Source organism: Chromobacterium violaceum ATCC 12472 (genome assembly GCF_000007705.1).
Taxonomy (GTDB): domain Bacteria; phylum Pseudomonadota; class Gammaproteobacteria; order Burkholderiales; family Chromobacteriaceae; genus Chromobacterium; species Chromobacterium violaceum.
Map to the genome: position 1 here is coordinate 4,363,178 of NC_005085.1, position 26,168 is coordinate 4,389,345.

Here is a 26,168-nt window from a genome sequence, read left to right on the forward strand (position 1 = left end):
AAAATTAGCTGCACGCAGCATGCAAGCACGATGCGATACAGCTTCATAATGTTTGCACGACAGACCGGGTTTCCCTGATGAGAAACCGTCTCGTGCGTCGTCCCGCGACCAGCCACCACCAGCCGGGCGGCCTGGCTGAGGCTAGCCCCCCGCCTTCTCTAGTCAAACAAATACGCGCACAACGACTCCGCAGCCTGACGCCCCTCGAACACTGCGCGCACAACAAGATCCGCGCCTCGAACTTGATCCCCTCCGGCAAATACTTTGGGATTGCTAGTCTGGTAAGGGTACTTGCCTCCTCGGGAGACTTTGGTTCTACCGGACCCATTTTCAGTTCGTACCCCGCAGGCGTCAAACCAAGCAGCCGCTTCGGCTTGAAACCCGAACGCTATGATAACGTGGTCGCATTCTAAGACCTCCCCCCCCCCCGGCACAAGTTCAACAGCGCTTCGCCCCTTGGCTCCAGCCTCGCTCAGCCGAGTCTCGCCCAGCTTCACAGCCAGGGTGCCGCCTATCATCGGCTCAATCGCCAAAGGCTGCCGGTTCCACAAAAACTCCACCCCTTCTTCGCGCGCGTTGCTGACTTCTCGTCTGGAACCGGGCATATTGGCCTCGTCGCGACGGTAAGCGCAGATCACACGTTTCGCGCCTTGTCGGATCGCAGTGCGGTTGCAGTCCATCGCAGTGTCCCCGCCACCCAGCACCAATACTCGCTTGCCCTTCATCGAGATGGCTGCTTCGTCTACAGGCAAGGTTCCCATAGACTGGCGCACATTATTAATCAGATAGGGCAAAGCCTGCAGCACACCCTTGCTGTCTTCTCCAGGAAAGCCCCCCCGCATGGCCTTGTACGCGCCCATACCCATAAACACGGCATCGTGCTTAATCATAAGCTTGTCAAAGCTGATGTCCTTGCCGACCTCAGTATTCAGCACAAACTCCACCCCCATTCCTTCCAGTATCTCTCTGCGGCGGTGGACAATGCTTTTTTCCAACTTGAACTCCGGAATACCAAAGGTCAACAACCCGCCGATCTCCTCATAGCGGTCATACACCACAGCCTTGACCCCATTGCGCACCAACACGTCGGCACAGGCCAGGCCCGCGGGACCAGCGCCGATGATCCCCACAGTCTTATCCGTCCAAACCACCTTGGACATGTCGGGACGCCAACCCGCCTTGAATGCCTCGTCGGTAATGTACTTCTCTATGCTGCCGATGGATACTGCGCCGAAGCCCCCCTGATTCAAGGTACAGGCCCCCTCACACAGCCGGTCTTGCGGGCAGACCCGGCCGCAGATCTCGGGCAGGCTGTTGGTCTGATGCGATAACTCCGCCGCCTCGAACAGGCGCCCCTCCTCCACCAGCTTCAGCCAGTTGGGAATGTAGTTGTGCACCGGGCACTCCCACTCGCAATACGGATTGCCGCAGGACAGGCAGCGGCCGGCCTGGTCGGCGGCATCCACCGCGTGCAGCGGCTGGTAGATTTCCTTGAACTCGACCTTGCGCACCGACGCTTCGACCTTTTCGCCTGGGTTGCGCGACAGCTTCATGAACTGGAATACATCGGACATCTTGTTCTCTCCCATCGGGATAGGCGGCGCTTCCTGCGCCGCCAGGTATTGAGTTGCCAGCGGCGCTTAGTCTTTGAGCAGGCTTTCCAGCTTGGCGGCCTTGGGCTTCACCAGCCAGAAGTAGTCGACGTAGTCGTCGAAGTTCTGCAGCATCGCGCGGCCGGTTTCCGAGCCAGTCAGCTCCACGTGCTTGGCGATCTTCTCCAGCAGGTAGGCGCGGTACATGCCCATCGCCTCGCCGTTGATCAGGTGGATGTCGATCAGCTCGTTGTTGTAGCGATAAGCGAACTTCTCGTTCGGGTCATAGACGAAGGCGAAGCCTCCGGTCATGCCCGCGCCGAAGTTGTAGCCGGTCTCGCCCAGCACGATGACGGTGCCGCCGGTCATGTATTCGCAGCAGTGGTCGCCGGCGCCTTCTATCACCGCCAGCGCGCCGGAGTTGCGCACGCCGAAGCGCTCGCCGGCGATGCCGGCGGCGAACAGCTGGCCGCCGGTCGCGCCGTACAGGCAGGTATTGCCGATGATGATGGACTCGCTGGCCTGGTAGCCGGCATCTTTCGGCGGGTAAATGGTAACGCGGCCGCCGGCCATGCCCTTGCCGACGTAGTCGTTGGCGTCGCCTTCCAGTTCAAGGTGGAGGCCAGCCGCGTTCCACACACCGAAGCTCTGGCCGGCGCTGCCGGTGAACTTCACCTTCAGGCAGCCGAACGGCAGCCCCGCCGCGCCATGGACGCGGGCGATCTCGCCGGACAAGCGCGCGCCGATCGAGCGGTGAGTATTTTCGATCGGATAGGCCAGCTCCAGCATCTGCTTGTTGTGAATAGCGGGCAGCGCTTCCTGCAGGATCCGCTCGGCCAGCTCGCCCTTGTCAAAGGACGGATTGCTGTCGGAAACGCAGAAGCGCGGCTCGCTGTCCGGCACCGTGCCTTGCGACAGCAGCGGGCTCAGATCGAGACGGCCCTGGCGCTCGCTCTCTCCTTCCAATACATCCATCAGGTCCATGCGGCCGATCAGCTCCTCCATGCTGCGCACGCCCAGCTTGGCCATCCATTCTCGGGTTTCGCGGGCGATGAACAGGAAGTAGTTGACCACCATGTCCGGCAGACCGGTGAAGTACTTGGAGCGCAGCTTGATTTCCTGCGTCGCCACCCCTGTGGCGCAGTTGTTAAGGTGGCAGATGCGCAGGTATTTGCAGCCCAGCGCCACCATCGGTCCGGTGCCGAAGCCGAAGCTCTCCGCGCCCAGGATGGCGGCCTTGACCACGTCGAGGCCGGTTTTCAGGCCGCCGTCGGTCTGCACCCGCACCCGGCCGCGCAGGCCGTTGGCGCGCAGCACCTGCTGCGCCTCGGACAGGCCGAGCTCCCACGGCGAGCCGGCGTACTTGACTGAGGTCAGCGGCGAGGCGCCGGTGCCCCCGTCGTAACCGGAGATGGTGATCAGGTCGGCGTAGGCCTTGGCCACGCCGGCGGCGACGGTGCCGACGCCGGGCTCGGCCACCAGCTTCACCGACACCAGCGCGGACGGGTTCACCTGCTTCAGGTCGAAGATCAGCTGCGCCAGGTCTTCAATGGAGTAGATGTCGTGGTGCGGCGGCGGCGAGATCAGGCTGACGCCCTCCTTGGCGTGGCGCAGCCGCGCGATCAGGCCGGACACCTTGTCGCCGGGCAACTGGCCGCCCTCGCCCGGCTTGGCGCCCTGGGCCACCTTGATCTGCAGCACCTCGGCGTTGACCAAGTAATGCGGCGTGACGCCGAAGCGGCCGGACGCCACCTGCTTGATCTTGGACATCTTCTCGGTGCCATAGCGCGCCGGATCCTCGCCGCCCTCGCCGGAATTGGAGCGGCCGCCCAAGCGGTTCATCGCGATGGCCAGCGCCTCGTGCGCTTCCGGGCTCAAGGCGCCCAGCGACATGCCGGCCGAGTCGAAGCGCTTGACGATGGCTTCCACCGGCTCCACCTCGTCCAGCGGAATCGGCTCGCCGGCCAGTTTCAGTTGCATCAGGTCGCGCAGCATCGCCACCGGGCGGGTATTCACTGTCTCCGCGTATTGCAGATAAACGCCGTAATCGCCGTTCTGCACCGCCTTCTGCAGCAGCTGCACCACGTCCGGGTTGTAGGCGTGGTACTCCTCGCCGTGCACGTACTTCAGCAAGCCGCCCTGGTTCAAGCCGCGCATCGGGTTGAACGCCAGCTTGGCCAGCTTTTTCTGTTCCGCCTCGAAGTCGGCGAAATTGGCGCCGGACACGCGCGACACCGTGCCCTTCAGGCACAGCTCGATCACTTCCTGGTGGATGCCGACGGCCTCGAACAGCTGCGCGCCGCGATAAGAGGCGATGGTGGAAATGCCCATCTTGGACAGCACCTTGAGCAGGCCCTTGTTGATGCCCTTGCGGTAGTGCTGCAGCGCCTCGTTGGCCTTCAGCGGCACCTCGCCGCTGTTCACCAGGTCGATGATGGTCTGGTAGGCCAGGTAGGGATAGACGGCGGTGGCGCCGTAGCCCAGCACGCATGCCATCTGGTGGGCGTCGCGCACCGCGGCGGTCTCCACCACGATATTGGTCTTGCAGCGCAGGCCGGCGTCGATCAGCGCGTGGTGCACCGCGCCAGTGGCGAACAGCGCGTGGATGGGCAGCCGCTCGCCGGTGGCGTGGCGGTCGGACAGCACCACCACCACGGTGCCTTCCTGCACCGCTTCCACCACGTGGCGGGTCAGACAGGAAATCGCTTCGCGCAGCGTGGTTTCGGCCGGGTCGTAGCACAGGTCGAAATTGGTGGCCTTCAGATACGGCTCCGGCCGGGTGGTGACGCGGGTGAACTTCTCGTGGCTCAGCACCGGGCTGCGCACTTCCAGCCGCTTGGCGTGCTCGGCGCTTTCCTCGAACATATTGCGCTCTGGGCCGAACACGGTGTTCAGCGACATCACCACCGCCTCGCGGATCGGGTCGATTGGCGGGTTGGTCACCTGGGCGAACTGCTGGCGCAGGTAGTCGAAGGGCGCGCGCACCTTCTGGCTCAGCACCGCCATCGGCGTGTCGTCGCCCATGGAGCCGACCGCCTCCTGGCCATCGGCCGCCAGCACGCGCAGGATCTGGTCGCGTTCCTCGCGGCTGAGGTTGAACAATTTTTGCAGCCGCGCCAGCTCCTCCTTGGACAAGGGCTCGACGCCGGCGTCATCCTCTATCGACAGCTCCAGGTACTTGGCGCTGTCCTTGATCCACTGCCGGTAGGGTTTGGCGCTCTTCAATTGCGCGTCGATGTCTTCCGGCATCAGCAGCTCGCCGTTCAGCAAATCCGCGGCGAACAGCTGGCCAGGCTTGACGCGGCCCTTGCGTACCACGTCCTGGGCGCGGTAGTCCCATACGCCCACTTCGGAGGCGATGGTCAGGATATTGTCGCGGGTCAGCACCCAGCGCGCCGGGCGCAGGCCGTTGCGGTCCAGCATGCAGGCGGCGTAGCGGCCGTCGGTCAGCACGATGCCGGCCGGACCGTCCCACGGCTCCATGTGCATGGAATTGAATTCGTAGAAGGCGCGCAGATCCTTGTCGGTACTGTCCACGTTCTGCCAGGCCGGCGGCACCAGCAGGCGCAGCGCGCGGAACAGCGGGATGCCGCCCATCAGCAGCCCTTCCAGCATATTGTCCAGGCTCATCGAGTCCGAACCATCGGTCTGGACGATGGGGCGCACCGCGTCCATGTCCAGGTGCGGCGAGGCCATGATGCGCTCGCGCGCGCGCGCCCAGTTGCGGTTGCCCTGCACCGTGTTGATCTCGCCGTTGTGGGCAAGGAAGCGGAAGGGCTGGGCCAGCTTCCACTGCGGCCAGGTATTGGTGGAGAAGCGCTGGTGGAACACCGCCAGGCTGGATTCGAAGCGCGGGTCGGCCAGATCCAGGAAAAAACGCGGCAGGTTCTCGGGCGTCACCAGGCCTTTATAGGAGATGGTGTGCGGCGACAGCGTGGGCAGATAGAAACAGGAGTCGTCGCCGCGGTTGGCTTTTTCCGCCAGGCGGCGTCCCATGTAAAGCCGGCGCTGGAAAGCCAGCTCGTCCATGCCGAACGGACAGTTCACGAACACCTGGGAAATCGCCGGCAAGGACGCCAGCGCGGTTTCGCCGCAAGCCGAAGTATCGACCGGCACGGTACGGAAACCGGCGACTTCCAGCTGCTGCGCCTCCAGATGCTCGCGCAGACGCGCCAGGCTGCGCTCGCCCGTGGCGCGGTCAGGGTGGTGGAATACCAGGCCGGCGGCGTACACTGACTTCAGCGCGATGCCGGCCTCGGCCGCCACTTCGCGCAGAAAGCCGTCCGGTTTCCGGAACAGCAGGCCGCAGCCATCGCCCGACTTGCCGTCCGCCGCCACCGCGCCGCGGTGCGTCAGCTTGGCCAGCGAGGAAATGGCGGTGGCCACCAGCCAGTGGCTGGGCTTGTCGTCCAGCTGGGCGATCAGGCCGAAGCCGCAGCTGTCCTGTTCGAATTCCGGTTTATACAATGTGCCCTGCAGGCGGCTCTGTCTGTCCATTTCTCTGCCCGTTTATACCTTGTAGTGATGCGTTCGATTCTACGGGCAAGATTGCGCCAGCCGCAAGCCAGCTTGGCGCAGCGCAACAATCATTTGATTTCAATCAGTTGAAGCGCAATGACTTGTTTTCATATGTAATTCCGCTACCTGATTAGAGCGCGTTTTTTGATTTTTTGAGACAAAAATTTTCAAAAATACGACAGTTTTTCCTACTCAAAATCAGATACAAAGAAGCCATTACGGCAATATTTTGTATTTTGTTAGACAAAATTCAAAAAATCATGAGCAAAGACGAGCAGTCGCAACAAACCCTGCAATTCGTCCGCCAGCTGGCGGAACAGGCGCTTTCGCGCTCCGCCGGCGCGCCGCTGATGGCCGGAAACCGAGTGCGGCTGCTGTACGACAGCGTGGAAAACTTTCCCGCCTGGGAGAACGCGCTCTCAGAATGCCGGGATTCCATCTTTATCGAAATGTATATATTCGCCAATGACCAATTTGGCTTGAAAATCCGTAATATCCTTATAGAAAAAGCAAAACAAGGCATCCAAGTTTGCCTGTTGTATGACTGGCTGGGCAGCTGGCGCGCGCACTTGTCCGGCTTCCTCAAGCCGCTGCAGGAAGCCGGAGCCGAGGTGCGCGCCTACCATCCCCCCAGCCTGGGCGGCGGGCTCACGCTGTTGGGGCGCAACCACCGCAAGATGATCATCGTCGACCGGCAAGAGCTGTTCGTTTCCGGGCTGTGCATCAGCCAGAGCTGGCAAGGCCAGCCTGAAAAGGGACTGGCGCCATGGCGCGACACCGGCCTGGCGCTGAGCGGCCCGCTGCTGGCGCCGGCGCTGGCGGCCTTTGCCGACAGCTGGGCCAGTTGCGGCGAGCCGCTGGACGCGCGCTGGCTGGTTCCGGCCGACACGCAGCCCGCCGGCGAGGCCGCCGCGAGGTTGATCGCCACCACGCCTTCCACCGCGCGGATGATGCGGCTGGATCTGTTGGTGGCCAGCTTCGCCCGCCGCACGCTGTGGCTGACCGACGCCTACTTCATGGCCACCAGCCTCTATCTGTCGGCGTTGAAGCAGGCGGCGCGGGACGGCGTCGACGTGCGCCTCCTGGTGCCGCGCTCCAGCGACATCCGCTGGATCGCCGCCGTGTCCCGCACCCAGTACCGCCCGCTGCTGGAAGCCGGGGTGCGGGTGTTCGAGTGGAACGGGCCGATGATCCACGCCAAAACCGCTGTCGCCGACGGCCGCTGGGCCCGCATCGGCTCCACCAACCTCAATCTGTCCAGCTGGCTGGTCAACCGCGAACTGGACATCGCGCTGGAGGACGAGGGCCTGGCCGGAGAACTCGCGGAACGCTTCCTGCAGGACCTGGAACAGTCGACCGAGATCGTGCTGCGCCAGGAGCGGCGCAAGCCGGTGCCGCGGCCGGTCAGCAAGCAGGAACGGCGGATGCGCGGCACGCCCAAGGAAATGGCGCTCAGCGGCGCCAGCGCGGCGGCGCGCCAGGCGATGCGCATCGGCGACGCGCTGGGCTCCGTGGTGCGCGGCAGCCGCATGGTGGAAAGCAGCGAGGCCCCGGCCTTCCTCAGCATAGGCGTCGCCCTGTGCCTGCTGGCGCTGGCCATCGCCTACTTTCCGTGGCTGGCGGCCGCGCCGTTGGTCGCGCTGCTGGCCGCGGGCGGCCTGGCCGTGGTGTTCAAGGCCTGCGGGCTATATCTGGAAAAACGGAAGAAAAAACAACAGTCGAGGCTGGCGGAGTGCAGCAGCGGAAGCGACAAGCCGACGCCGGACGACTCTCAATGAAAACAGCCGCTTAGCATATGGGCGCAGCTGTTTACGGCGCGCCAGCCGCCCTGGCCGGCGCCGGCAGATAGTCCTGATCGCGATTTTTCCGCGATCCATTCCGCAGCGCACAACAACATGACAGGCAAAAGGTCTACAATGCGCGCTTCTTGGGATGTTCTCCAGGCCGGCTGACGTGAAGCAACCGACGGTTGCCAGGTACGGACCGCGGCGCAAAGCGACCCTGTTTTAGATCGGCTGCCCTGCCCTCGTTTCGACGCACCGCCCATAGCCGGACGCGGCGGCGCGTCTTCTCCAGGCAAGGCCCAGCCCACTATTTCGCGCCTCAAGGCCAGCCTCCAGGGCGGCGGCGAAGACCCGTTCTTCAGCCCGTGCGTACAGATCTGCGCCCCACGCGCACCTAGCGACATTGCCGCGGCAAAGTCCGGTGACGCACCGGCCCCGCTGCAGTGTCCGAGTTAACAGCAACAAGGACTCAAGGTATGCGTTTTCACTTCCCCATCGTGATCATCGACGAGGACTTCCGCTCGGAAAACACCAGCGGCTCCGGCATTCGCGAACTGGCCGCCGCCATGGAGGCGGAAGGCATGAGCGTGATCGGCTACACCAGCTACGGCGACCTCACCTCCTTCGCCCAGCAGCAAAGCCGCGCCGCCGGCTTCATCCTGTCGATAGACGACGAGGAATTCCAGACCGAGGACACGGCGCAAGAAGCGCTGGGCAATCTGTACGGCTTCGTCGCCGAAATCCGCCGCCGCAACCCGGACATCCCGGTCTACCTGTACGGCGAGACCCGCACCGCCCGCCACATCCCCAACGACATCCTGCGCGAGCTGCACGGCTTCATCCACATGCACGAGGACACGCCGGAGTTCGTCGCCCGCCACATCATCCGCGAGGCCAAGAGCTATCTGGACAAGCTGGCGCCGCCGTTCTTCCGCGCGCTGGTGGACTACGCCTACGACGGCTCCTACTCCTGGCACTGCCCCGGCCACTCCGGCGGCGTCGCCTTCCTGAAGAGCCCGGTCGGCCAGATGTTCCACCAGTTCTTCGGCGAGAACATGCTGCGCGCCGACGTCTGCAACGCGGTGGACGAGCTGGGCCAGCTGCTGGACCACACCGGCCCGGTGGCGGCGTCCGAGCGCAACGCGGCGCGCATCTTCAATGCCGACCACCTGTTCTTCGTCACCAACGGCACCTCCACCTCGAACAAGATCGTCTGGCACAGCTGCGTCGCCGCCGGCGACATCGTGCTGGTGGACCGCAACTGCCACAAGTCCAATCTGCACGCCATCATCATGACCGGGGCCATCCCGGTGTTCCTGATGCCGACGCGCAACCACTACGGCATCATCGGCCCGATCCCGAAGTCCGAGTTCCAGCCGGACAATATCAAGAAGAAGATCCTGGCCAATCCGTTCGCGCGCGAGATGCTGGAAAAGCACCCCAACCGCAAGCCGCGCATCCTGACGCTGACCCAGTCCACCTACGACGGCATCCTGTACAACGTCGAGGAGATCAAGGGCCTGCTGGACGGCGAGGTGGACACGCTGCACTTCGACGAAGCCTGGCTGCCGCACGCCTGCTTCCACGACTTCTACCGCGACTTCCACGCCATCGGCGAAGGCCGGCCCCGCTGCGAGGACAGCCTGGTGTTCTCCACCCAGTCCACCCACAAGCTGTTGGCCGGCATCAGCCAGGCCTCGCAGATCCTGGTGCAGGATCCGCAGAACCGGCAGCTCGACACCGCCTGGTTCAACGAAGCCTACCTGATGCACACCTCGACCAGCCCGCAATACTCGATCATCGCCAGCTGCGACGTGGCCGCCGCGATGATGGAGCAGCCGGGCGGCCAGTCGCTGGTGGAAGAATCGCTGGTGGAGGCGATGGAATTCCGCCGCGCGATGCGCAAGGTGGACGAGGAATACGGCCGCGACTGGTGGTTCAGCGTATGGGGCCCGGACGATCTGTCCGACGACGGCATCTGCGACCAGACCGACTGGACGCTGCGCCCCGACGAGCGCTGGCACGGCTTCGCCGGCATCGAGGACGGCTTCAACATGCTGGACCCGATCAAGGCCACCGTGCTGACGCCGGGCCTGGACGTGGACGGCAGCTTCGAGGAAATGGGCATCCCGGCCGCCATCGTCACCAAGTATCTGACCGAACACGGCGTGGTCGTCGAGAAAACCGGCCTGTACAGCTTCTTCATCATGTTCACCATCGGCATCACCAAGGGCCGCTGGAACACGCTGATCTCGCTGCTGCAGCAGTTCAAGGACGATTTCGACAAGAACCAGCCGATGTGGCGCGTGATGCCGGAATTCGTCGCCAAGCATCCGCAGTACGAGCGCGTCGGCCTGCAGGACCTGTGCCAGCGCATCCACGGCCTGTACGCCAAGCACGACGTGGCGCGGCTGACCACCGACATCTACCTGTCCGACATGGAGCCGGCGATGCGCCCGGCCGACGCCTTCGCCAAGATGGCGCACCGCGAGATCGAGCGCGTGCCGGTGGACCAGCTGGAAGGCCGCGTCACCGCGGTGCTGCTGACCCCCTACCCGCCGGGCATCCCGCTGCTGATCCCGGGCGAGCGCTTCAACAAGACCATCGTCGACTACCTGCGCTTCGCCCAGGCCTTCAACCGCGAGCTGCCGGGCTTCGAAACCGACGTCCACGGCCTGGTGGCGGTGGAGGTGCAGGACCGCAAGGTGTACTGCGTGGACTGCGTCAAGCAATAAGACGGGCAGCCGGAAACGACAAAGGCGGGAGCGATCCCGCCTTTTTTCATGCCCAAACGCCTTACAGCCGCACGCGCCAGGTATTGCGCCCGCCGGCCTTGGCTTGATACAAGGCTTCGTCGGCCCGGCCCAGCGGCGCCGACAGATCGTCGCCGGCGCGCAGCAAGGACATCCCGATCGAACAGGTGTAGGAAAACCCCGGGTCATCCGCCAGCGGCCGCGACGACTGCACATCGGAAAGTATGGTCCGGATCAAGGCCTCCGCCTGCTCCAGGCCGCTGCCGGGCAACAGCAGCAGAAACTCCTCCCCGCCCAGCCGGCCCAGGCTGTCATGCGGTTTCAGCAAGGGCTGCAGCCTATGCGCGAAATCGCGCAGCACCGCGTCGCCGGCCAGATGGCCCTTCAGGTCGTTGATCAGCTTGAAGTTGTCCAGATCCAGGATGGCCACCGCGGCCGCCTGGCACGCTCCGCCATGAAACTGCTCCACCAGGCCGTCCATCTGCTGCAGGATGTGGCCGCGGTTGCCGATGCCGGTCAGGGGGTCGGTCAGCGCCGCGCGCTGCGCCATGTCGCGCGCCTGCCTGAGCTCGCGCTCGCCGACGCGCAGCTCGGTGATCTCGCTGCCGACGCACAGCATCCAGCCGCCGGTCTGCGTGGTCTCGGTCATCCAGATCCAGCGGCCGTCGGCCAGGTCGGTCTCGAAAGCGCGGAAGGGCCGCTTGGCCCGGCGCGACTTCGCCGACGCCAGCCAAGCCTCGAAGTCCCGGGTGCTGATCTGCGTGCCCTGGCGGTTTTGATAATTGCGCCGCATCAGTTGCTCCCAGCTGACGCGCTCGTCCGCCGCCACGCCCAGCGCCGCGCAGAACGCCGGATTGGCGTAGCGCAGGCGGTCGCGCTCGTCGAACAGGGAGATCAGCAACGGGCAATCCCGTTGCAGCGACATCAGGCGGGAGGCGATGTCTTCGTCTTCATCGGCAGGCTTCATACACTGGCATCCGGCGGCATCCGGGCCGATCTCCATCGGCCCGCCGCCGCCCATTGCGGACGGCGGTCATAAGCCATGGTAGAGCAAAACCGGGCGGGATTAAGCGCTGTCCTCCGGGTCAGAACAGCTTATTTCTGCCCCGCCGCCAGCAGGCGCACAGCCAGCCCGCCAAACACCGTCGCCAGCAGGTATTGCGGCCAGCGCCCGCTCGCGCCGCCGGCCAGCATCCGGCCCATGCGGCTGCTGGCGACGATCACCAGCGCGTTGACGACAAAGCCGACCGCGTTCAGTACCGTAGCCAGCAACATAATCTGCAGCGCCACCGGACCGGCCTGCGGCTCGACGAACTGCGGAAACAGCGCCAGCACGAACAGCGCCATCTTGGGATTGAGCAGATTGGTGGTCAGCCCCTGCAGCGCGATGCGCGCCAGCGGCCGGTTGGCGGCGGCGGGATCGGCCGCGCGCAGCACGCTGTTGCTGCGCAAGGTGGTCCAGGCCAGGTAAAGCAGGTAGGCGGCGCCGGCGACGCGCACCGCGTCGTAGGCCACCGGCACCAGCACGAACAGCTGGGCCAGACCCAGCGCCGCCAGCAGCGCGTGGCAATAGGTGCCCAGCTGGATGCCGAACAAGGTGGCGAAGCCGGCGCGCAGGCCCTGCCCTGCGCTGCGGCTGGCGATCAGCAGCATGTCGGGGCCGGGCGTGGCGGCCAGCGCGAGACAGGCGAGGGAGAACAGCAGCAGAGTGGACAAGGTGGGCATGCGCGGCGCTCCGCAAACGGTGAGGAAGGGATTCATCATACCGATATCATTCCGGCGCGAACAAGCATGCCGCCATGGTTTGATAGGCGGCGGCGTTTAGGGTATATCTACTTGTCCTGATCAGGAGAGTGAATGGACTTCCCCACCCTGCATACCCCGCGGCTGGTACTGCGCGAAATCGCGATGGACGACGCGCCTGCGCTGCTGGACATCTTCGGCGACGCCGACGCGATGCGCTGGTACGGCACCGACCCGCTGGCCACCCTAGAGCAGGCCCGGCAGATGGTGGAAAAATTCGCCGGCTGGCGAAACCTGCCCGCGCCCGGCATCCGCTGGGGGCTGGCCCTCCGCGAAGACGGCCCCTTGATCGGCAGCGTCGGCTTGTTCAAATGGAACCCGGGCTGGCGCTGCTGCACGCTCGGTTATGAGCTGGCGCGCAGCCGGCAAGGACAAGGCCTGATGAGCGAGGCGCTGCGCGCCGCGCTGGCCTGGGGCTTCAAGCACATGGCGCTGAACCGGATCGAGGCCCAGGTTCATCCGGACAACCAGGCTTCGCTGACGCTGCTGGAACGGCTGGGTTTCAAGGTGGAGGGCCGGGCCCGCCAGGCCGGCTTCTGGCTGGGCCGCTATCAGGACCTGGTCAATCTGTCGCTGCTGCGCGAGGAAAGCGCGCTGGCCGCGGCAATCTAGGAGAAAACCGATGCACCATTACCCGCTGTTCCTGCTGATGGCCAGCCTGGCCATCCTGACGCCCGGCCCCGGCGTGCTCAACTCGCTGGGCAACGCGCTGCGTTTCGGCCTCAGGGGCAGCCTGCCCGGCATACTGGGCGTCGCCTGCGGCAGCTTCATCGTCGCCGCGCTGTCCGCCACCGGCCTGGGCCTGCTGCTGGCGACCTCCGCCCTGGCTTTCACCGCGCTGAAATGGCTGGGCGCCGGCTACCTGTTCTACCTGGGCATCAAGCTGCTGCGGGCGCCGGCCTTCCGTTTCGACGCGCCGGAAGCCAAGCGTACCAGCCCCTGGCGGCAGTTCGCCGCCGGCATGCTGCTGCAGTTGAGCAACCCCAAGTCCATCTTTTTCTTCCTGGCCATCTTCCCGCAGTTCATCGCCGCCGGCAGCGCCCATTACACCAGCGACTTCCTGCTGCTGGTCAGCAGCTACAGCGCGCTGCTGGTGCTGATCCACAGCGCCTACGCCTTGCTGGCTCACTCGTTGCGGCGCTGGCTGGACAACGAGCGCGGCGGCCACCTGATCAACAAGGCCAGCGGCGCCAGCTTCCTCGTGTTCGGCTCTCTGCTGGCCACGTCCAACCGCTAAGTTTTACCAGCCGTTTTCCAGCACGATATGGCCCGGCGCGTTCTGCCGGGTCATCCGGTAGCCCATCTTCATCAGTTGGCGGTGGGTATCCTCCACCATTTTGGGATTGCCGCACAGCATAAAGCGGCTGTGCTCGGGCGACATCTCGATGCCGGCGCGCGCCGCCAACTCGCCGCTCTGCAGCAGCGCCGGCACGCGCTGGCTCAGCATGCCCTCGGGCGCATTACGCGTCACCACAGGCAGGTACTGCAGCTTGCGGCCATGCTCACGCCACAGCGGATGCTCGCGCAAGGCGGCGATCTCGTCCTGGAACGACAGCTCCGCCGCCTCGCGGACACAGTGCGCCAGCACGATGCGCTCGAAGCGTTGCCACACTTCGGGTTGTTTCAGAATCGACAGATAAGGCGCGATGCCGGTGCCGGTGGCGATCAGCCACAGATCCTCGCCGTCCGGCAGCCGCTCAGCCTGGAAAAAACCCATCGCCCGCTTGTCCAGCATCACCTCCGCCCCCGGCTGCAGCCTGGCGAGGCGGGAACTGAACTGGCCCTCCGGCACCACGATGGAATAGAACTCCAGGAACTCGTCGTATTCGGCCGAGCACATCGAATACGCGCGCCACGCCTGGCCGCCGTTCTCCAACGGCAGGCCCAGCCGGGCGAACTGGCCGGCCGCGAAGCGAAAACCGGCGGGCCGCGTCAGCCGGAAGCTGATCAACTTGTCGGTCCAGCGCTTCATGTCGGTGATGGTTTCAACGGTGTATTTCTGTTGAATCTCGGCTTCTAGCGCGGCGTCCATCTTCACTCCAATTGTTGAGTAATTTACTCAACAATTATGCTCTCGCCTCTTCCTGCTTGCCAAGCCAGTCCGCCAACTGCGGATGCAAGGCTTGTTCCCGCAGTGCTTGCAACGTCATCGGCAGCAACCCCGCCATTTCCGGCCCCAGCCGCCAGGACTCGGGCAGCGGCGCCTGGTACAGCGCGCAGCGCTCGCCATCCAGCCGCATCTCGCCCAATGGGCGCAGCGGCAAGCCGGCCACGCCCATCGTCTTCGTTGCGCATCGCTGGCGAACTCCCATCAAAAGCCTCATGCTAACAGTCCATTCGCCACCCTGGAGATCGACACATGACCATCGCCCTCGCCTTGCACGGCGGCGCCGGCACCCTGCGCCGCAGCGACATGGACGCCGAATTGGAGCGCGCCTACCGCGCCGGCCTGGAACAGGCGCTGGAGGCCGGCCACGCGGTGCTGCGCGGCGGCGGCGCGGCGCTGGATGCGGTGTGCGCGGCGGTCTGCGCGCTGGAGGACGATCCACTGTTCAACGCCGGCCGCGGCTCGGTGTTCAATCTGGACGGCAAACAGGAAATGGAAGCGGCGGTGATGGACGGCATCCGCCAGGACGCCGGCAGCGTAGCCGGCCTTTCCGGCGTGCGCAACCCGGTGCTGCTGGCGCGCGCGGTGATGGAGCGCACACCCCACGTGACGCTGGGGTATGCGGCGGCGGAAGATTTCGCCCGCCGGGCAGGATTGGAAATGCGGCCGCCGGAATACTTCCACACCGACAAGCGCTGGCAGGCGCTGCTGGCGGAAAAGGAGAGGCTGGCCAACGGCGGCTCGGACGAGGACATCTCCGAAGACCGCAAGCACGGCACCGTCGGCGCGGTGGCGCTGGACGCGCAAGGCCGGCTGGCGGCCGCCACCTCCACCGGCGGCCGCACCGCCAAGTGGCCAGGCCGCATCGGCGACACGCCGGTGATCGGCGCCGGCACCTGGGCCGACGCCTATTGCGCGGTGTCGGCCACCGGCCACGGCGAATACTTCGTCCGCGCCGCCGCCGGGCACGAGATCTCGGCCCGGATCCGCCACCTGGACGAAACCGTGGCCCAGGCTTGCGACGCCGTGGTCTACGGCCAGCTGCTGACCATGGGCGGCACCGGCGGCGTCGTCGCCGTCGACCGCTACGGCCGGGTGGCGTTGCCGTTCAACTGCGAGGGCATGTACCGCGCGGCGATAGACGGCGCGGGCTTACGCACCGTCGCCATCTACCGCGGCGAAGACTAGCGGTAGGCGGCCTGCCACTCCGCCTGCAGCTGGGCGATCAGTTCCGCCGCCGGCATCTCGCGCGCGTCGGCGACGCCCTCGCCCGCCCACAACGACATCAGTTCGCTGCGGCCGGCCTTGGCGGCGGCCGCGCGCATGGCGCCGGTCAGCGCGTTCATCACTGGATAAGCCGGCAGCCGGTCCTGCCACTGCGCCATCTCTGCCATATAGCGGTTGTCCAGGCCGCGGGCGTAGCGGCCGGAAAACGCCCGGGTCAGCCGGGTGGATCCCGGCTTCGCCGCAGCCAGCGCCTGTTTCCACAACGGCGAGATGCCGGACTCCGGGCAGCGCAGGAAGGCGGTGCCCAGCTGGCAGGCGACCGCGCCGTGGCGCATCGCGGCGGCGATGTCCCGGCCGTGCATGATGCCGCCGGCGGCGATCACCGGCAGCGGCAGGTTCTGCGCCAGCTCGTACGCCAGCGACAGCATCGGCCGCAGCGATTGCCGCTGCTCGCCGATGAAGGTGCCGCGGTGGCCGCCCGCCTCGCGCCCCTGCGCGCACACCGCGTCCGCGCCCAGCTGAGCCCAGGCCAGTCCCTCGGCCAGATTGGTGGCGGTGCCGACCACCAGAATCCCGGCGCCGCGCAGCGCGCGCATCTGCGCCGCGTCCAGGATGCCGAAAGCGAAGCTGGCCACCGCCGGCTTCAACTCAAGCACCGTCTCCAGCTGCTGGTCGAAAGGCTGGCAGTAGCTGGCCGGGGCCACGGGCTCGCCCAAGCCCAGCTCGGCATGCCAGGGCTTGAGCAGATCCAGCGCCAGCGCCAGCTCGCCCGAATCCGGTTGCGGCGGCCCCTGGACGAATAGATTGATCCCGAACGGCTTGTCGCTCAAGGCGCGGATGCTGCCGGCCTCTTCCCGGATCTGCGCCGGGGACAGCATCGCGCCGGCCAGGAAACCCAAGCCGCCGGCCTCGCCCACCGCGGCCACCAGTTGCGGCGTCGTCGCGCCGCCGGCCATCGGCGCCTGTATTACCGGAAGTTTCAGTGGCAATGGCTGCCATTTCGCCGCCGACATCCGCATTCTCCTTGTTATTGGATCTTGCCAGCCATCCGGGCCCCGCGCCCGGACCGTTCAATCGCGCAGCGCCTGCTCCAGGTCCGCCAGGATGTCGTCCAGATCCTCGATGCCGATCGACAGCCGCAGGCCGCCCTCGACAATGCCCAGCGCCGCCTTCTGCTCGGCCGGCATGCCGCCGTGCGACATCGTGTAGCTATGGTTGACCAGCGACTCCACCCCGCCCAGCGACTCCGCCAGCGCAAACAGCTTCAGCCTCTGCGCGACGCGGCTGGCCGCCTCGCGGCTGTCGTCCTGCAGCCGGATGCTGATGATGCCGCCGAAGCGCCGCATCTGCCGCTTCGCCAGCTCATGCCCCGGATGCTCCGGGAGTCCGGGGTAGAACACCTTGGCCACGGCCGGCTGTCCGGCCAGCCAGACCGCCACTTTCTCCGCGCTGTCGCAATGGCGCTCCATCCGCAGCGCCAGCGTCTTGATGCCGCGCAGCGTCAGGAAGCAATCCTGCGGCCCGGGCACCGCGCCGGCGGCGTTCTGCAGGAAGCGGATATCGTGGTGCAGCTTGTCGTCGCTGACCGCCACCAGGCCCAGCAGCACGTCGGAGTGCCCGCCCAGGTACTTGGTGGCCGAGTGCACGACGATGTCGGCGCCGAGCAGCAGCGGCTGCTGCAGATACGGCGTGGCGAAGGTATTGTCCACCGCCACTTTTACATTGTGGCGATGGGCGATCGCGGACAGCGCGGCGATATCGACCATGCCCAGCAGCGGATTGGTCGGCGACTCCAGCCACAGCAGCCGGGTGGCCGGCGTGATCGCCGCCTCCAGCCGCGCCGGGTCGGACAGGTCCACGAAGCTCACCTTGATACCGGCCGGCTGCATCACCCGGGTCAGCAGCCGGTAAGCGCCGCCGTACAGATCCGCCACCGCGATCACCTCGTCGCCCGGCTTCAGGCAGGCGCGCAGCACCGCGTCTATCGCCGCCATGCCGCTGGAGAAGGCCAGGCCGTGCCTGGCCTCTTCCAGGCTGGCCAGGCAGTCCTGCAGCGCGCTGCGGGTCGGATTGCCGGTGCGGGCGTAGGCGTAGCGCAAATCCTCGCCGACATGGTCGAAGGCGAAGGCCGAGGTCTGGTACAGCGGCGGCATCACCGAGCGGTTGTGTTCGGCATTGTCGTAGCCGACATGGATGGCGCGGGTAGCGAATTTCACGAAAATCCCTCTAAATCATGAGCTTGGGCCAAATTGCCCGACAATCAAACCCTAACTCCTTGCAAATCATGCATTTGCCATGCTCATTTCATCACGATGCCAAAATTTCAGGGCAATTGCGAGCAAATATCGGCAAATTGTCCTGATTTTCGCCAAGCGAGCGCCGTTTTTTACTTTACAGCGGCCGCCAATAGGGCTATTTTGCTGCGTTTCGCATTAAAACCATCGTTTGCATGAAGCTAGAACGCGTTTTTGACATCCTGTCCCACCAGCTGGCCAACCATCCGCGCCCGGACTGCCTGTCGGCGAAATCCGGCAAGGCCTGGCGGCAATTGTCGACGGCCGAGGTCCGGGACACCGTCAACCGCGTCAGCCTGGGCCTGATGGAAATGGGCATCCAGCGCGGCGACAAGGTGGCCATCGCCGCCGACAACAGCATCGAATGGGTGCTGGCGGATATCGCGCTGCAACAAATCGGCGCGGTCAGCGTGCCGCTGTACCCCACCATCACCCTCGATGATGCACGCTATATCCTGGCGCATGCCGAGGTCAAGCTCGCTTTCGCCGGCAGTGCTGCATTGCAACGAAAACTGCACGAGGCATTGGGCAGGCTGTCCTGCCCGATCTACGGCCTGGCCGACATCGACGGCGCGCCGTCCTGGCGCGAGATCGCCGAGCGCGCGCGGCCGGAACGGATGGCCGAGCTGGACGCGCTGCGCGACGCGGTGCGCGCCGACGACGTCTATACCATCATTTACACCTCCGGCACCACCGGCCGCTCCAAGGGCGTGATGCTGAGCCACCGCAACGTGCTGAGCACCGTGGTGGCCACCGCCGCCTTCACCGGCCTGCCGCAGGGCCGCTGCCGCGCGCTGAGCTTCCTGCCGCTGTCGCACATCTTCGAGCGCGCCGGCGTGTTCTACTACCTGTACAGCGGCACCGGCATCTACTTCGCCAGCGTGGAATGCCTGTCGTCGGCGCTGGCCGACGTGAAGCCGCATACCTTCAGCTCCGTGCCGCGCGTGCTGGAGAAGGTGCACGAGAAGCTGGTGGGCAAGGCGCGCGACCTGACCGGCGCCAAGCGCCGCATCTATCAATGGGCGCTGGCCCGCGCCGAAAACTTCGACCCCAACCGCCGCCGCTCTCCGCTGGACGCGATCCAGCACGCGCTGGCCGACAAGCTGGTGTACAGCAAATGGCGCGCGGCGATGGGCGGCGAGCTGATCTCCATCAATGTCGGCTCCGCCGCGCTGCAGCCGCGGCTGGCGCGCATGTTCTGGGCCGCCGGCATCGCCGTGGCCGAGGGCTACGGCATGACCGAGAGCTCGCCGGTGATCTCAGCCAATCCGTTCACCGCCCGCGGCGTGCGCATCGGCAGCGTCGGCCTGCCCCTGCCCGGCGTGGAAGTGCGCCTGGCCGACGATGGCGAGATCCTGGTGCGCGGCGACAACGTGATGTCCGGCTACTACAAGGAGCCGGAACAGACCTCGGACGCGCTGCGCGACGGCTGGCTGCACACCGGCGACATCGGCGTGCTGGAGGACGGCTACCTGCGCATCACCGACCGCAAGAAGGAAATGTTCAAGACCAGCAACGGCAAGTACATCGCGCCGCAGGCGCTGGAGAACAAGCTGAAGGAATCGGCCTTCATCGACCAGATCATGGTGGTGGGCGACGGCCAGAAGTACGCGGCCGCGCTGATCGTGCCGCTGTTCGAGAAGCTGAAGGAATGGTGCGCCGAGCACGGCATCTCCTACACCACCGACTGCGAAATGAGCCGCCATCCCAAGGTGGTGGAGCTGATCGACCGCGAGGTGAAGCGCTTCAACCGCTATTTCGGCAGCTGGGAGCACATCAAGAAGTTCTCGCTGCTGGACAAGCCGTGGTGCGTGGACGCCGGCGAGCTGGCGCCCACCTTGAAGCTGCGCCGCAAGGTGATCACCGAGCGCTGCCGCGCCTTGATAGACGGCATGTACGGCATGCCGGAGCCGGCGTAAACGAAAAGCCCCGCATCGCGGGGCTTTTTCCTATGCCAGCTGTCACGCTCAGCGCTGGTGCGCCAGGTTGAGCCGGTTTTCCACGTGGCGCTGCAAGCGCTCGAACAAGGCGCTGAGCAGCCAATAGATGGCGGCGGCGGCCAGGTACAGCGGCAGCGGCTGGAAGGTCTGGGCGATCACCTCTTTCGTCGCCAGCATCAGCTCGGTGACGGTGATCACCGACACCAGCGAGGTGTCCTTGATCAGCGAGATCAGGCTATTGGACAGGCTGGGCACCGACAGCCGCAGCGCCTGCGGCGCGATGATGTGGCGCATCGTCTGCCACCAGGTGAAGCCCAGCGAGAACGCCGCGTCCCACTGCCCCTTGGCCACGCCGGCGATGCCGCCGCGCAGGCTTTCCGACAGGTAGGCCGCCACGTTCAGCGTCAGGGCCAGCACGCCGGCCGGCACCGGGTCCAGTTCCAGGCCGACGCCGGGCAGGCCGTAATAGATGACGAAAATCTGCACCAAGAGCGGCGTGCCGCGCATCGCGCTGACGTAGAACGCCGCCAGCTGCGACAAGACCGGCAGCTTCGCCACCCGCACCATCGCCACCGCGAAACCCAGCGCCAGGCCCAGCACCATCGCCACCAGCGCGAACAGCAGCGTATGCGCCGCGCCCTGCAGCAGCACCGGCAGCGCCGCCTCGAACAGAGCCATCCACTCGCCCATCTCTTCCCTTCCTTAAAAACCGACGCCCCCGCTAATGCAGGGGCGCGCGGTCGATGCTATCACAAAGCGGCTTATTTCTTCGCCGCGGCAGGCGCCTTGGACACGTCGATGCCGAACCACTTCACGGAAATTTTCCGGAAGGTGCCGTCGGCCTTCATGCCGCCCAAGGCCTTGTCGATTTCGGATTTGAATTGCGGATTGCCCTTGGCGAACGGAATCGCCATCGCCGCCACCTCGCCCACCGGGGCGCCGGCCTTCAGCGGCAGCTTGGCCTGCTTGATCGCGAACGGAATCAGCAGGCTGTCGTTCAGCGCCGCGTCCAGCCGGCCGGTGGCCAGATCCTGCAGGTATTCCGGCGCGCCGGGGTAAGTCTTCACCTGCACGCCGGCAGCCGCCTTGGCCATGTCGGCGTAGTTGCTGCCCTGGCCGACGCCGAGCTTTTTGCCCTTCAGGTCGGCCAGGTTCTTGAAGTCGCGACTTTCATTCTTGCGCACGATCAGCTGGGCGCTGGAGTAGGTGTACGGCTGGCTGAAATCGAACACCGCCTGGCGCTGCGCGGTCACGCCGACCTGGTTGACCACGATGTCGAATTTGCCGCTCTGCAGGCCGGCCAGCAGCCCGCTCCACTCGGCGGTAACGAATTCAGGTTTCACTTTCATCCGGCGCGCGATCTCGGTGGCGATCTCGACGTCGAAACCGGTCAACTGCTGCTTCGCGTCCTTGAAGTTGAACGGCGGGTAGGTACCCTCCAGCGCGATCTTCAGCGCGCCACGCTGTTTGACCGTGTCCAACAGGTCCGCCGCGAAGGCATGGCTGCCCACGGCTGTCAACAATAGTACGGCCTTCCATTTCTTCATATCAATATAACCTTTTGCAATATAAATGATAAAAATAATTTAACAAAAGAATATCAGTAAATATTGATGCAGACCAGCCGATTAAACCTGATTGATTCGCAGCCATATAAAAAGCCCCATCAGCATATGCCAATAGGGCAATACAACTTATAAACAGACATCACTTATCATGCCGCAGTGTTCTTGGCAAATCGATTGCTTAATTCACGCCATTGCCGCTTGCAGACAATAAGGGCTATTGCGAGCATCAAGCCCACCAATCCAGCCAGCAAAACTATCAGCGTTCGCTTTGGACCCGACTTTTCCAATGGCGCGCTTGCTTTCAAAACGATCTGAACATCCTGATCCGCCAACGATTTGGCCAAACTGACCTGCCGTTGCAGCTCAGCAGCCAGCGCCCGGTGAAAATACAAGTCCCTCAAGCCTGCCAATTGCTCATTGGACATTTGACGGACTTTCGGGTTAGCCAACTCGAGACTGGCCCGCAACTGCATCACGGAGGACTGCAAATTGGACACAGCTCCAGAATTTCCGGCAGCCTGCACATTCTGAAAAGCAAGCTGCGCCTCCAGCGTCGCGAATCCGCTGATGAGCTGCATGCCCTCTCCCCCCAGCGCCGCCTCCTGGTCTGGCACCAATTGCGCCACCTTCCGAGACAACTGGCTAACCTGCTCGGACTCCACGTCTAGTCTTTTCTGCAAAACGAAGTAACGCTTGCTTTGCTCAGTCAGATTGCCATCGAGGATATGCTGCCTGGTCAAATCCGCCAAATAATTTCCAAGCCTAGCAGCCTGCTCGGCATTGCGATCTGTTGCCGAAATTTCCAACAACCCATCCTTGCCGGCCGTAGTTTTCACCACATTGGACAAGGCCAACAAAGCGCTACGGTTATCTTCCACAGCGTAGTATCGCTGCAACTGGAACTTTTCTACAGCCTGTTCCAATAAACTCGTGCTCTGCACAATGTTGACGCCGCCAGCCGCTCCTACCGGCGCAGGAATATTCACCAACGCCTTCGCCGTATATTGATCTGGCATCGCCAAGCTAATACCCGCAGCAAGCACGGCAAGCAATAGCGGCACCGCCAGCAGCAGACGCCATTGCTCCTTGGCCACAAGGATAATATCGAACAAATTCAACTCATCGGGTGCTGACTGCCGTTCCAAAATACACTCCCCATTATCCACCCAGACGAGAAATGCAATCACGCACCCCTCGTCCATCGTCCTCTTACTTATTTGAAGAGGCCTTATATCGTTCAGTCTGATGGTTAAACGTTGAACAGGAAGTTCATCACGTCGCCGTCCTGCACCACGTAATCCTTGCCTTCGGCGCGCATCTTGCCGGCCTCCTTGGCCTTGGCCTCGCCGCCCAGCGTGACGAAGTCCTGGAAGGAGATTGTTTGCGCGCGGATGAAGCCGCGCTCGAAGTCGGTGTGGATGACGCCGGCGGCCTGCGGCGCGGTGTCGCCCACATGGATGGTCCAGGCGCGCACTTCCTTCACGCCGGCGGTGAAGTAGGTTTGCAGGCCCAGCAGCTTGTAGCCGGCGCGGATCAGGCGATCCAGACCCGGCTCTTCCAGGCCCAGCGTTTCCAGGAACTCGGCCTTGTCGGCGTCTTCCAGTTCGGCGATCTCGGACTCGATGGCCGCGCACAGCGCGACGACCGGCGCGCCTTCCTTGGCGGCGTACTCCTCCACCTTGGCCAGCAGCGGATTATCGCTGAAGCCGTCTTCGGCCACGTTGGCCACGTACATGGCCGGCTTGATGGTCAGCAGGCACAGCGGCTTGATCAGCGCCTTGTCCTCGTCGGACAGGCCCAGCGAGCGCGCCGGCTTGCCTTCGTTCAGGTGCGGCACCAGTTTTTCCAGGATGGCGATCAGCGCGCGCGCGTCCTTGTCGCCGGCCTTGGCCTTCTTGCCTTCGCGGGCGATGGCTTTCTCCACGGCGGACAGGTCGGCCAGCGCCAGCTCGGTCAGGATGGTCTCGATGTCGGCGATCGGGTCAACCTTGCCCGCCACGTGCACGATGTTCGGATCATCGAAGCAACGCACCACGTTGACGATGGCGTCGGTCTCGCGGATGTTGGCCAGGAACTGGTTGCCCAGACCCTCGCCCTTGGACGCGCCCGCCACCAGGCCGGCGATGTCGACGAATTCGACGATGGCCGGCTGGATTTTCTGCGGGTTGATGATCTTGGCCAGCTCGCCCAGGCGGTGATCCGGCACCTCGACGATGCCTACGTTCGGCTCGATGGTGCAGAACGGGTAGTTGGCGGCTTCGATGCCGGCCTTGGTCAGCGCGTTAAACAGGGTGGACTTGCCGACATTGGGCAAGCCGACGATACCGCATTTCAGACTCATGACTGTTTTCCTAAACTTTCGTATTTCAATCCATTATGGCGGCAGCCGGTCCGACTGCCAGCCCGCGATCACTTGGCTTCGGTGTGCAGCGCCTTCATCGCCTCGGCCATCTTCCCGGAAACGGCGCGCGGCAGCTCGCGCAGCGAGGCCAGAACGGCCTCGTCCAGCGCCTGCTGCTCCTCGGCGCGCGGCTTCTTCAGCACGAAGTTGGCTACTTCCTTCTTGTCTCCCGGATGGCCGATGCCGAGCCGGAGGCGCCAGAAAGCCGGCGAGCTCAAACGCGCCGCGATGTCCTTCAGGCCATTGTGGCCGCCGTGGCCGCCGCCCTGCTTGAAGCGGGCGACGCCGGGCGCGAGATCCAGTTCATCGTGCACGACCAGGATCTCGTCCGGCAGTATCTTGTAAAAATGCGCCAGCGCCAGCACGGCCTGGCCGGACAGGTTCATATAGGTCATCGGCTTCAGCAGCCAGACGTCCTGTCCTTCGATTTGGATCCTGGCGACATCGCCATGGAATTTGCCTTCGCTGCGCCAGTTGCCCTTGAACTGCCAGCACAGTTCGTCCACCAGCCAGAAACCGGCATTGTGGCGCGTCTTTTCGTATTCGGGGCCCGGGTTGCCCAGGCCGACAATCAGGCGGATGCCGGACATATCGCTCATTCCAATGAAAAAAGCCCGCTGCCCGCCACCTGGGCGCACAACGGGCTTTTCACCGTCACCGCGCGCGGCGACGGCAGCAGGGATTACACACGAGCGAAGTCGATGTGCAGCACTTGCTGTTTGTACGGGTGCATCTGGAACGCGGCAACCTTAACCTGTTCCTTCTGGCCGTCGATCACCAGTTCCAGCACCGAGGTGTGGAAGTCGGCGTGCTTGACGGCGTGGTACAGGGTGTTGTGATCCAGTTCCAGGGAAACGGCATCCTTGCCGGCGCCGTAAACCACGGCCGGCAGCTTGCCAGCGCGGCGCAGGCGGCGGCTCGCACCCGTACCCAGGTCAACGCGCTTGGCGGCGATCAGTTCGTAAGACATGTCAAAACTCCAGTTTCAGATTAAAAGCACCCGGCCCGCCGCGACCAGCGAGCCAGATGTTCACGGCAGGCAAGCGCCCGTCGCAACCAGTTCCTCATTGAAGAGGTAGGACACCGATTCTTCGTTGTTGATCCTGCGCAGCGTCTCCGCCAGCAGGCCGGCGATCGAGGCGACCCGGATGTTCGGGCAGGCCTTGGCCGCGGCGGTCAACGGGATGGTGTCGGTCACCACCACCATGTCGATGTCGGAATTCTTGATGCGATCCACCGCCTGTCCGGAGAAGATGGCGTGGGTCGCATAGGCCAGCACGCGCTCGGCGCCGCGCTCCTTCAGAGCGCTGGCCGCCTTGCACAGCGTGTTGGCGGTGTCGATCATGTCGTCGACGATCAGGCAGGTACGGCCCGACACGTCGCCGATGATGTTCATCACTTCGGCCACATTGGCTTTCGGACGGCGCTTGTCGATGATCGCCAGGTCGGTGTTCAGCGCCTTGGCCACCGCGCGGGCGCGGACCACGCCGCCCACGTCCGGGCTGACCACGATCAGATCGTCGAAGCGCTGGGCGCGGATGTCTTTCAGCAACACCGGGGTCGCATACACGTTGTCCACCGGGATGTCGAAGAAGCCCTGGATCTGGTCGGCATGCAGGTCGACGGTGAGCACGCGGTCGATGCCGGCGCTGGTCAGCATATTGGCCACCAGCTTGGCCGAGATCGGCACGCGGGCGGAACGCGGACGGCGATCCTGGCGGGCGTAGCCGAAATACGGAATCGCCGCGGTGATCCGACCGGCGGAAGCGCGCTTGAGCGCGTCGGCCATGGTCAGGATTTCCATCAGGTTGTCGTTGGTCGGCGCACAGGTGGATTGCAGAATGAAAACGTCGCGGCCGCGAACGTTTTCCAGCAGTTCCACCGCCACTTCGCCGTCGCTGAACTTGCCGACATCGGCGCGTCCCAACGAAATATCCAAATGTTTGACTACGTTCTGAGCAAGTTCCGGATTAGCCGTACCGGTAAATACCATCAAACTGTCGTATGCCGCCATGATTCGCTTTGCCTTAGCTGGATAAAGAAAAAGCGTGTAAGGCTCTCTTACACGCTTTTTTCATGCTCTCTCTTATTCGGAGAAAGTCCTGGCTGGGGAGGTAGGGATCGAACCTACGAATGCCGGAATCAAAATCCGGTGCCTTACCACTTGGCGACTCCCCAGTA

The 26,168-nt window shown here is 64.4% G+C and carries 21 protein-coding genes and 1 tRNA gene; 6 read left to right on the forward strand and 16 right to left on the reverse strand.

Annotated elements, in window-relative coordinates:
* Positions 1–158: 158 nt before the first annotated feature.
* On the reverse strand, positions 159–1,574 hold the full coding sequence (locus CV_RS19955; RefSeq protein ID WP_011137584.1) for an FAD-dependent oxidoreductase: 1,416 nt from the start codon (positions 1,572–1,574) through the stop codon (positions 159–161).
* Between the two features lie 66 nt (positions 1,575–1,640).
* Positions 1,641–6,089, reverse strand: coding sequence for a glutamate synthase large subunit (gltB, locus tag CV_RS19960; RefSeq protein ID WP_011137585.1), 4,449 nt, complete (start codon positions 6,087–6,089; stop codon positions 1,641–1,643).
* A 281-nt stretch (positions 6,090–6,370) separates the two neighbouring features.
* Here gltB and CV_RS19965 point away from each other — a divergent pair, with 281 nt between their 5' ends.
* A complete protein-coding gene (locus CV_RS19965; protein WP_011137586.1) occupies positions 6,371–7,888 on the forward strand; it encodes a phospholipase D-like domain-containing protein in 1,518 nt (505 codons plus the stop codon).
* A 482-nt stretch (positions 7,889–8,370) separates the two neighbouring features.
* Positions 8,371–10,629 carry an arginine/lysine/ornithine decarboxylase gene (locus CV_RS19970; RefSeq protein WP_011137587.1) on the forward strand — a complete coding sequence of 753 codons (2,259 nt, stop codon included), beginning with the start codon at positions 8,371–8,373 and terminating at the stop codon, positions 10,627–10,629.
* Between the two features lie 61 nt (positions 10,630–10,690).
* Here the strand turns inward: CV_RS19970 and CV_RS19975 are convergent, their stop codons facing one another.
* Both CV_RS19975 and CV_RS19980 read right to left on the reverse strand, forming a co-directional pair.
* A complete protein-coding gene (locus CV_RS19975; protein ID WP_043596814.1) occupies positions 10,691–11,614 on the reverse strand; it encodes a sensor domain-containing diguanylate cyclase in 924 nt (307 codons plus the stop codon).
* Positions 11,615–11,742: 128 nt separating this feature from the next.
* On the reverse strand, positions 11,743–12,372 hold the full coding sequence (locus CV_RS19980) for a LysE family translocator (protein WP_011137589.1): 630 nt from the start codon (positions 12,370–12,372) through the stop codon (positions 11,743–11,745).
* Positions 12,373–12,504: 132 nt separating this feature from the next.
* On the opposite strand from CV_RS19980, the gene CV_RS19985 reads away from it, so the two are divergent.
* Together CV_RS19985 and CV_RS19990 are read left to right on the forward strand one after the other, a co-directional pair.
* Positions 12,505–13,062: a GNAT family N-acetyltransferase gene (locus CV_RS19985; RefSeq protein ID WP_011137590.1), complete on the forward strand. Its 558-nt coding sequence runs from the start codon at positions 12,505–12,507 to the stop codon at positions 13,060–13,062.
* Between the two features lie 10 nt (positions 13,063–13,072).
* Positions 13,073–13,687 (forward strand): LysE family translocator, encoded by a 615-nt coding sequence (locus CV_RS19990; RefSeq protein WP_011137591.1) that lies wholly within the window; start codon positions 13,073–13,075, stop codon positions 13,685–13,687.
* Positions 13,688–13,690: 3 nt separating this feature from the next.
* Here CV_RS19990 and CV_RS19995 read toward each other — a convergent pair whose 3' ends face one another.
* Positions 13,691–14,482, reverse strand: coding sequence for a ferredoxin--NADP reductase (locus CV_RS19995; RefSeq protein ID WP_011137592.1), 792 nt, complete (start codon positions 14,480–14,482; stop codon positions 13,691–13,693).
* Between the two features lie 34 nt (positions 14,483–14,516).
* Positions 14,517–14,762 carry a hypothetical protein gene (locus CV_RS20000; RefSeq protein ID WP_147296215.1) on the reverse strand — a complete coding sequence of 82 codons (246 nt, stop codon included), beginning with the start codon at positions 14,760–14,762 and terminating at the stop codon, positions 14,517–14,519.
* A 47-nt stretch (positions 14,763–14,809) separates the two neighbouring features.
* Between CV_RS20000 and CV_RS20005 the strand changes: the two genes are divergently transcribed.
* Positions 14,810–15,745 carry an isoaspartyl peptidase/L-asparaginase family protein gene (locus tag CV_RS20005; protein WP_011137594.1) on the forward strand — a complete coding sequence of 312 codons (936 nt, stop codon included), beginning with the start codon at positions 14,810–14,812 and terminating at the stop codon, positions 15,743–15,745.
* Here CV_RS20005 and CV_RS20010 read toward each other — a convergent pair.
* Both CV_RS20010 and CV_RS20015 read right to left on the reverse strand, forming a co-directional pair.
* A complete protein-coding gene (locus CV_RS20010; RefSeq protein ID WP_218567074.1) occupies positions 15,742–16,773 on the reverse strand; it encodes an NAD(P)H-dependent flavin oxidoreductase in 1,032 nt (343 codons plus the stop codon). The genes CV_RS20005 and CV_RS20010 overlap by 4 nt on opposite strands.
* An 81-nt stretch (positions 16,774–16,854) precedes the next feature.
* Positions 16,855–18,000: a cystathionine gamma-synthase gene (locus tag CV_RS20015; RefSeq protein WP_011137596.1), complete on the reverse strand. Its 1,146-nt coding sequence runs from the start codon at positions 17,998–18,000 to the stop codon at positions 16,855–16,857.
* A gap of 233 nt (positions 18,001–18,233) precedes the next feature.
* On the opposite strand from CV_RS20015, the gene CV_RS20020 reads away from it, so the two are divergent.
* Positions 18,234–19,997, forward strand: coding sequence for an AMP-dependent synthetase/ligase (locus CV_RS20020; RefSeq protein ID WP_011137598.1), 1,764 nt, complete (start codon positions 18,234–18,236; stop codon positions 19,995–19,997).
* A gap of 48 nt (positions 19,998–20,045) precedes the next feature.
* Here the strand turns inward: CV_RS20020 and CV_RS20025 are convergent, their stop codons facing one another.
* The 8 genes from CV_RS20025 to CV_RS20060 form a co-directional block, all read right to left on the reverse strand.
* Positions 20,046–20,708: an amino acid ABC transporter permease gene (locus CV_RS20025; protein ID WP_011137599.1), complete on the reverse strand. Its 663-nt coding sequence runs from the start codon at positions 20,706–20,708 to the stop codon at positions 20,046–20,048.
* 71 nt (positions 20,709–20,779) lie between these two features.
* A complete protein-coding gene (locus CV_RS20030; RefSeq protein ID WP_011137600.1) occupies positions 20,780–21,565 on the reverse strand; it encodes a transporter substrate-binding domain-containing protein in 786 nt (261 codons plus the stop codon).
* 167 nt (positions 21,566–21,732) lie between these two features.
* Complete coding sequence (locus CV_RS20035; protein ID WP_158303336.1) at positions 21,733–22,773, reverse strand: Wzz/FepE/Etk N-terminal domain-containing protein; 1,041 nt, start codon at positions 22,771–22,773, stop codon at positions 21,733–21,735.
* A 62-nt stretch (positions 22,774–22,835) separates the two neighbouring features.
* Positions 22,836–23,927, reverse strand: coding sequence for a redox-regulated ATPase YchF (gene ychF / locus CV_RS20040; RefSeq protein WP_011137602.1), 1,092 nt, complete (start codon positions 23,925–23,927; stop codon positions 22,836–22,838).
* A gap of 68 nt (positions 23,928–23,995) precedes the next feature.
* On the reverse strand, positions 23,996–24,577 hold the full coding sequence (gene pth / locus CV_RS20045) for an aminoacyl-tRNA hydrolase (protein WP_011137603.1): 582 nt from the start codon (positions 24,575–24,577) through the stop codon (positions 23,996–23,998).
* 92 nt (positions 24,578–24,669) lie between these two features.
* On the reverse strand, positions 24,670–24,957 hold the full coding sequence (gene rplY, locus CV_RS20050; RefSeq protein ID WP_011137604.1) for a 50S ribosomal protein L25: 288 nt from the start codon (positions 24,955–24,957) through the stop codon (positions 24,670–24,672).
* A 60-nt stretch (positions 24,958–25,017) separates the two neighbouring features.
* Positions 25,018–26,001 carry a ribose-phosphate pyrophosphokinase gene (locus CV_RS20055; RefSeq protein WP_011137605.1) on the reverse strand — a complete coding sequence of 328 codons (984 nt, stop codon included), beginning with the start codon at positions 25,999–26,001 and terminating at the stop codon, positions 25,018–25,020.
* Between the two features lie 89 nt (positions 26,002–26,090).
* A tRNA-Gln gene (locus CV_RS20060) sits at positions 26,091–26,165 on the reverse strand.
* Positions 26,166–26,168 lie beyond the last annotated feature (3 nt).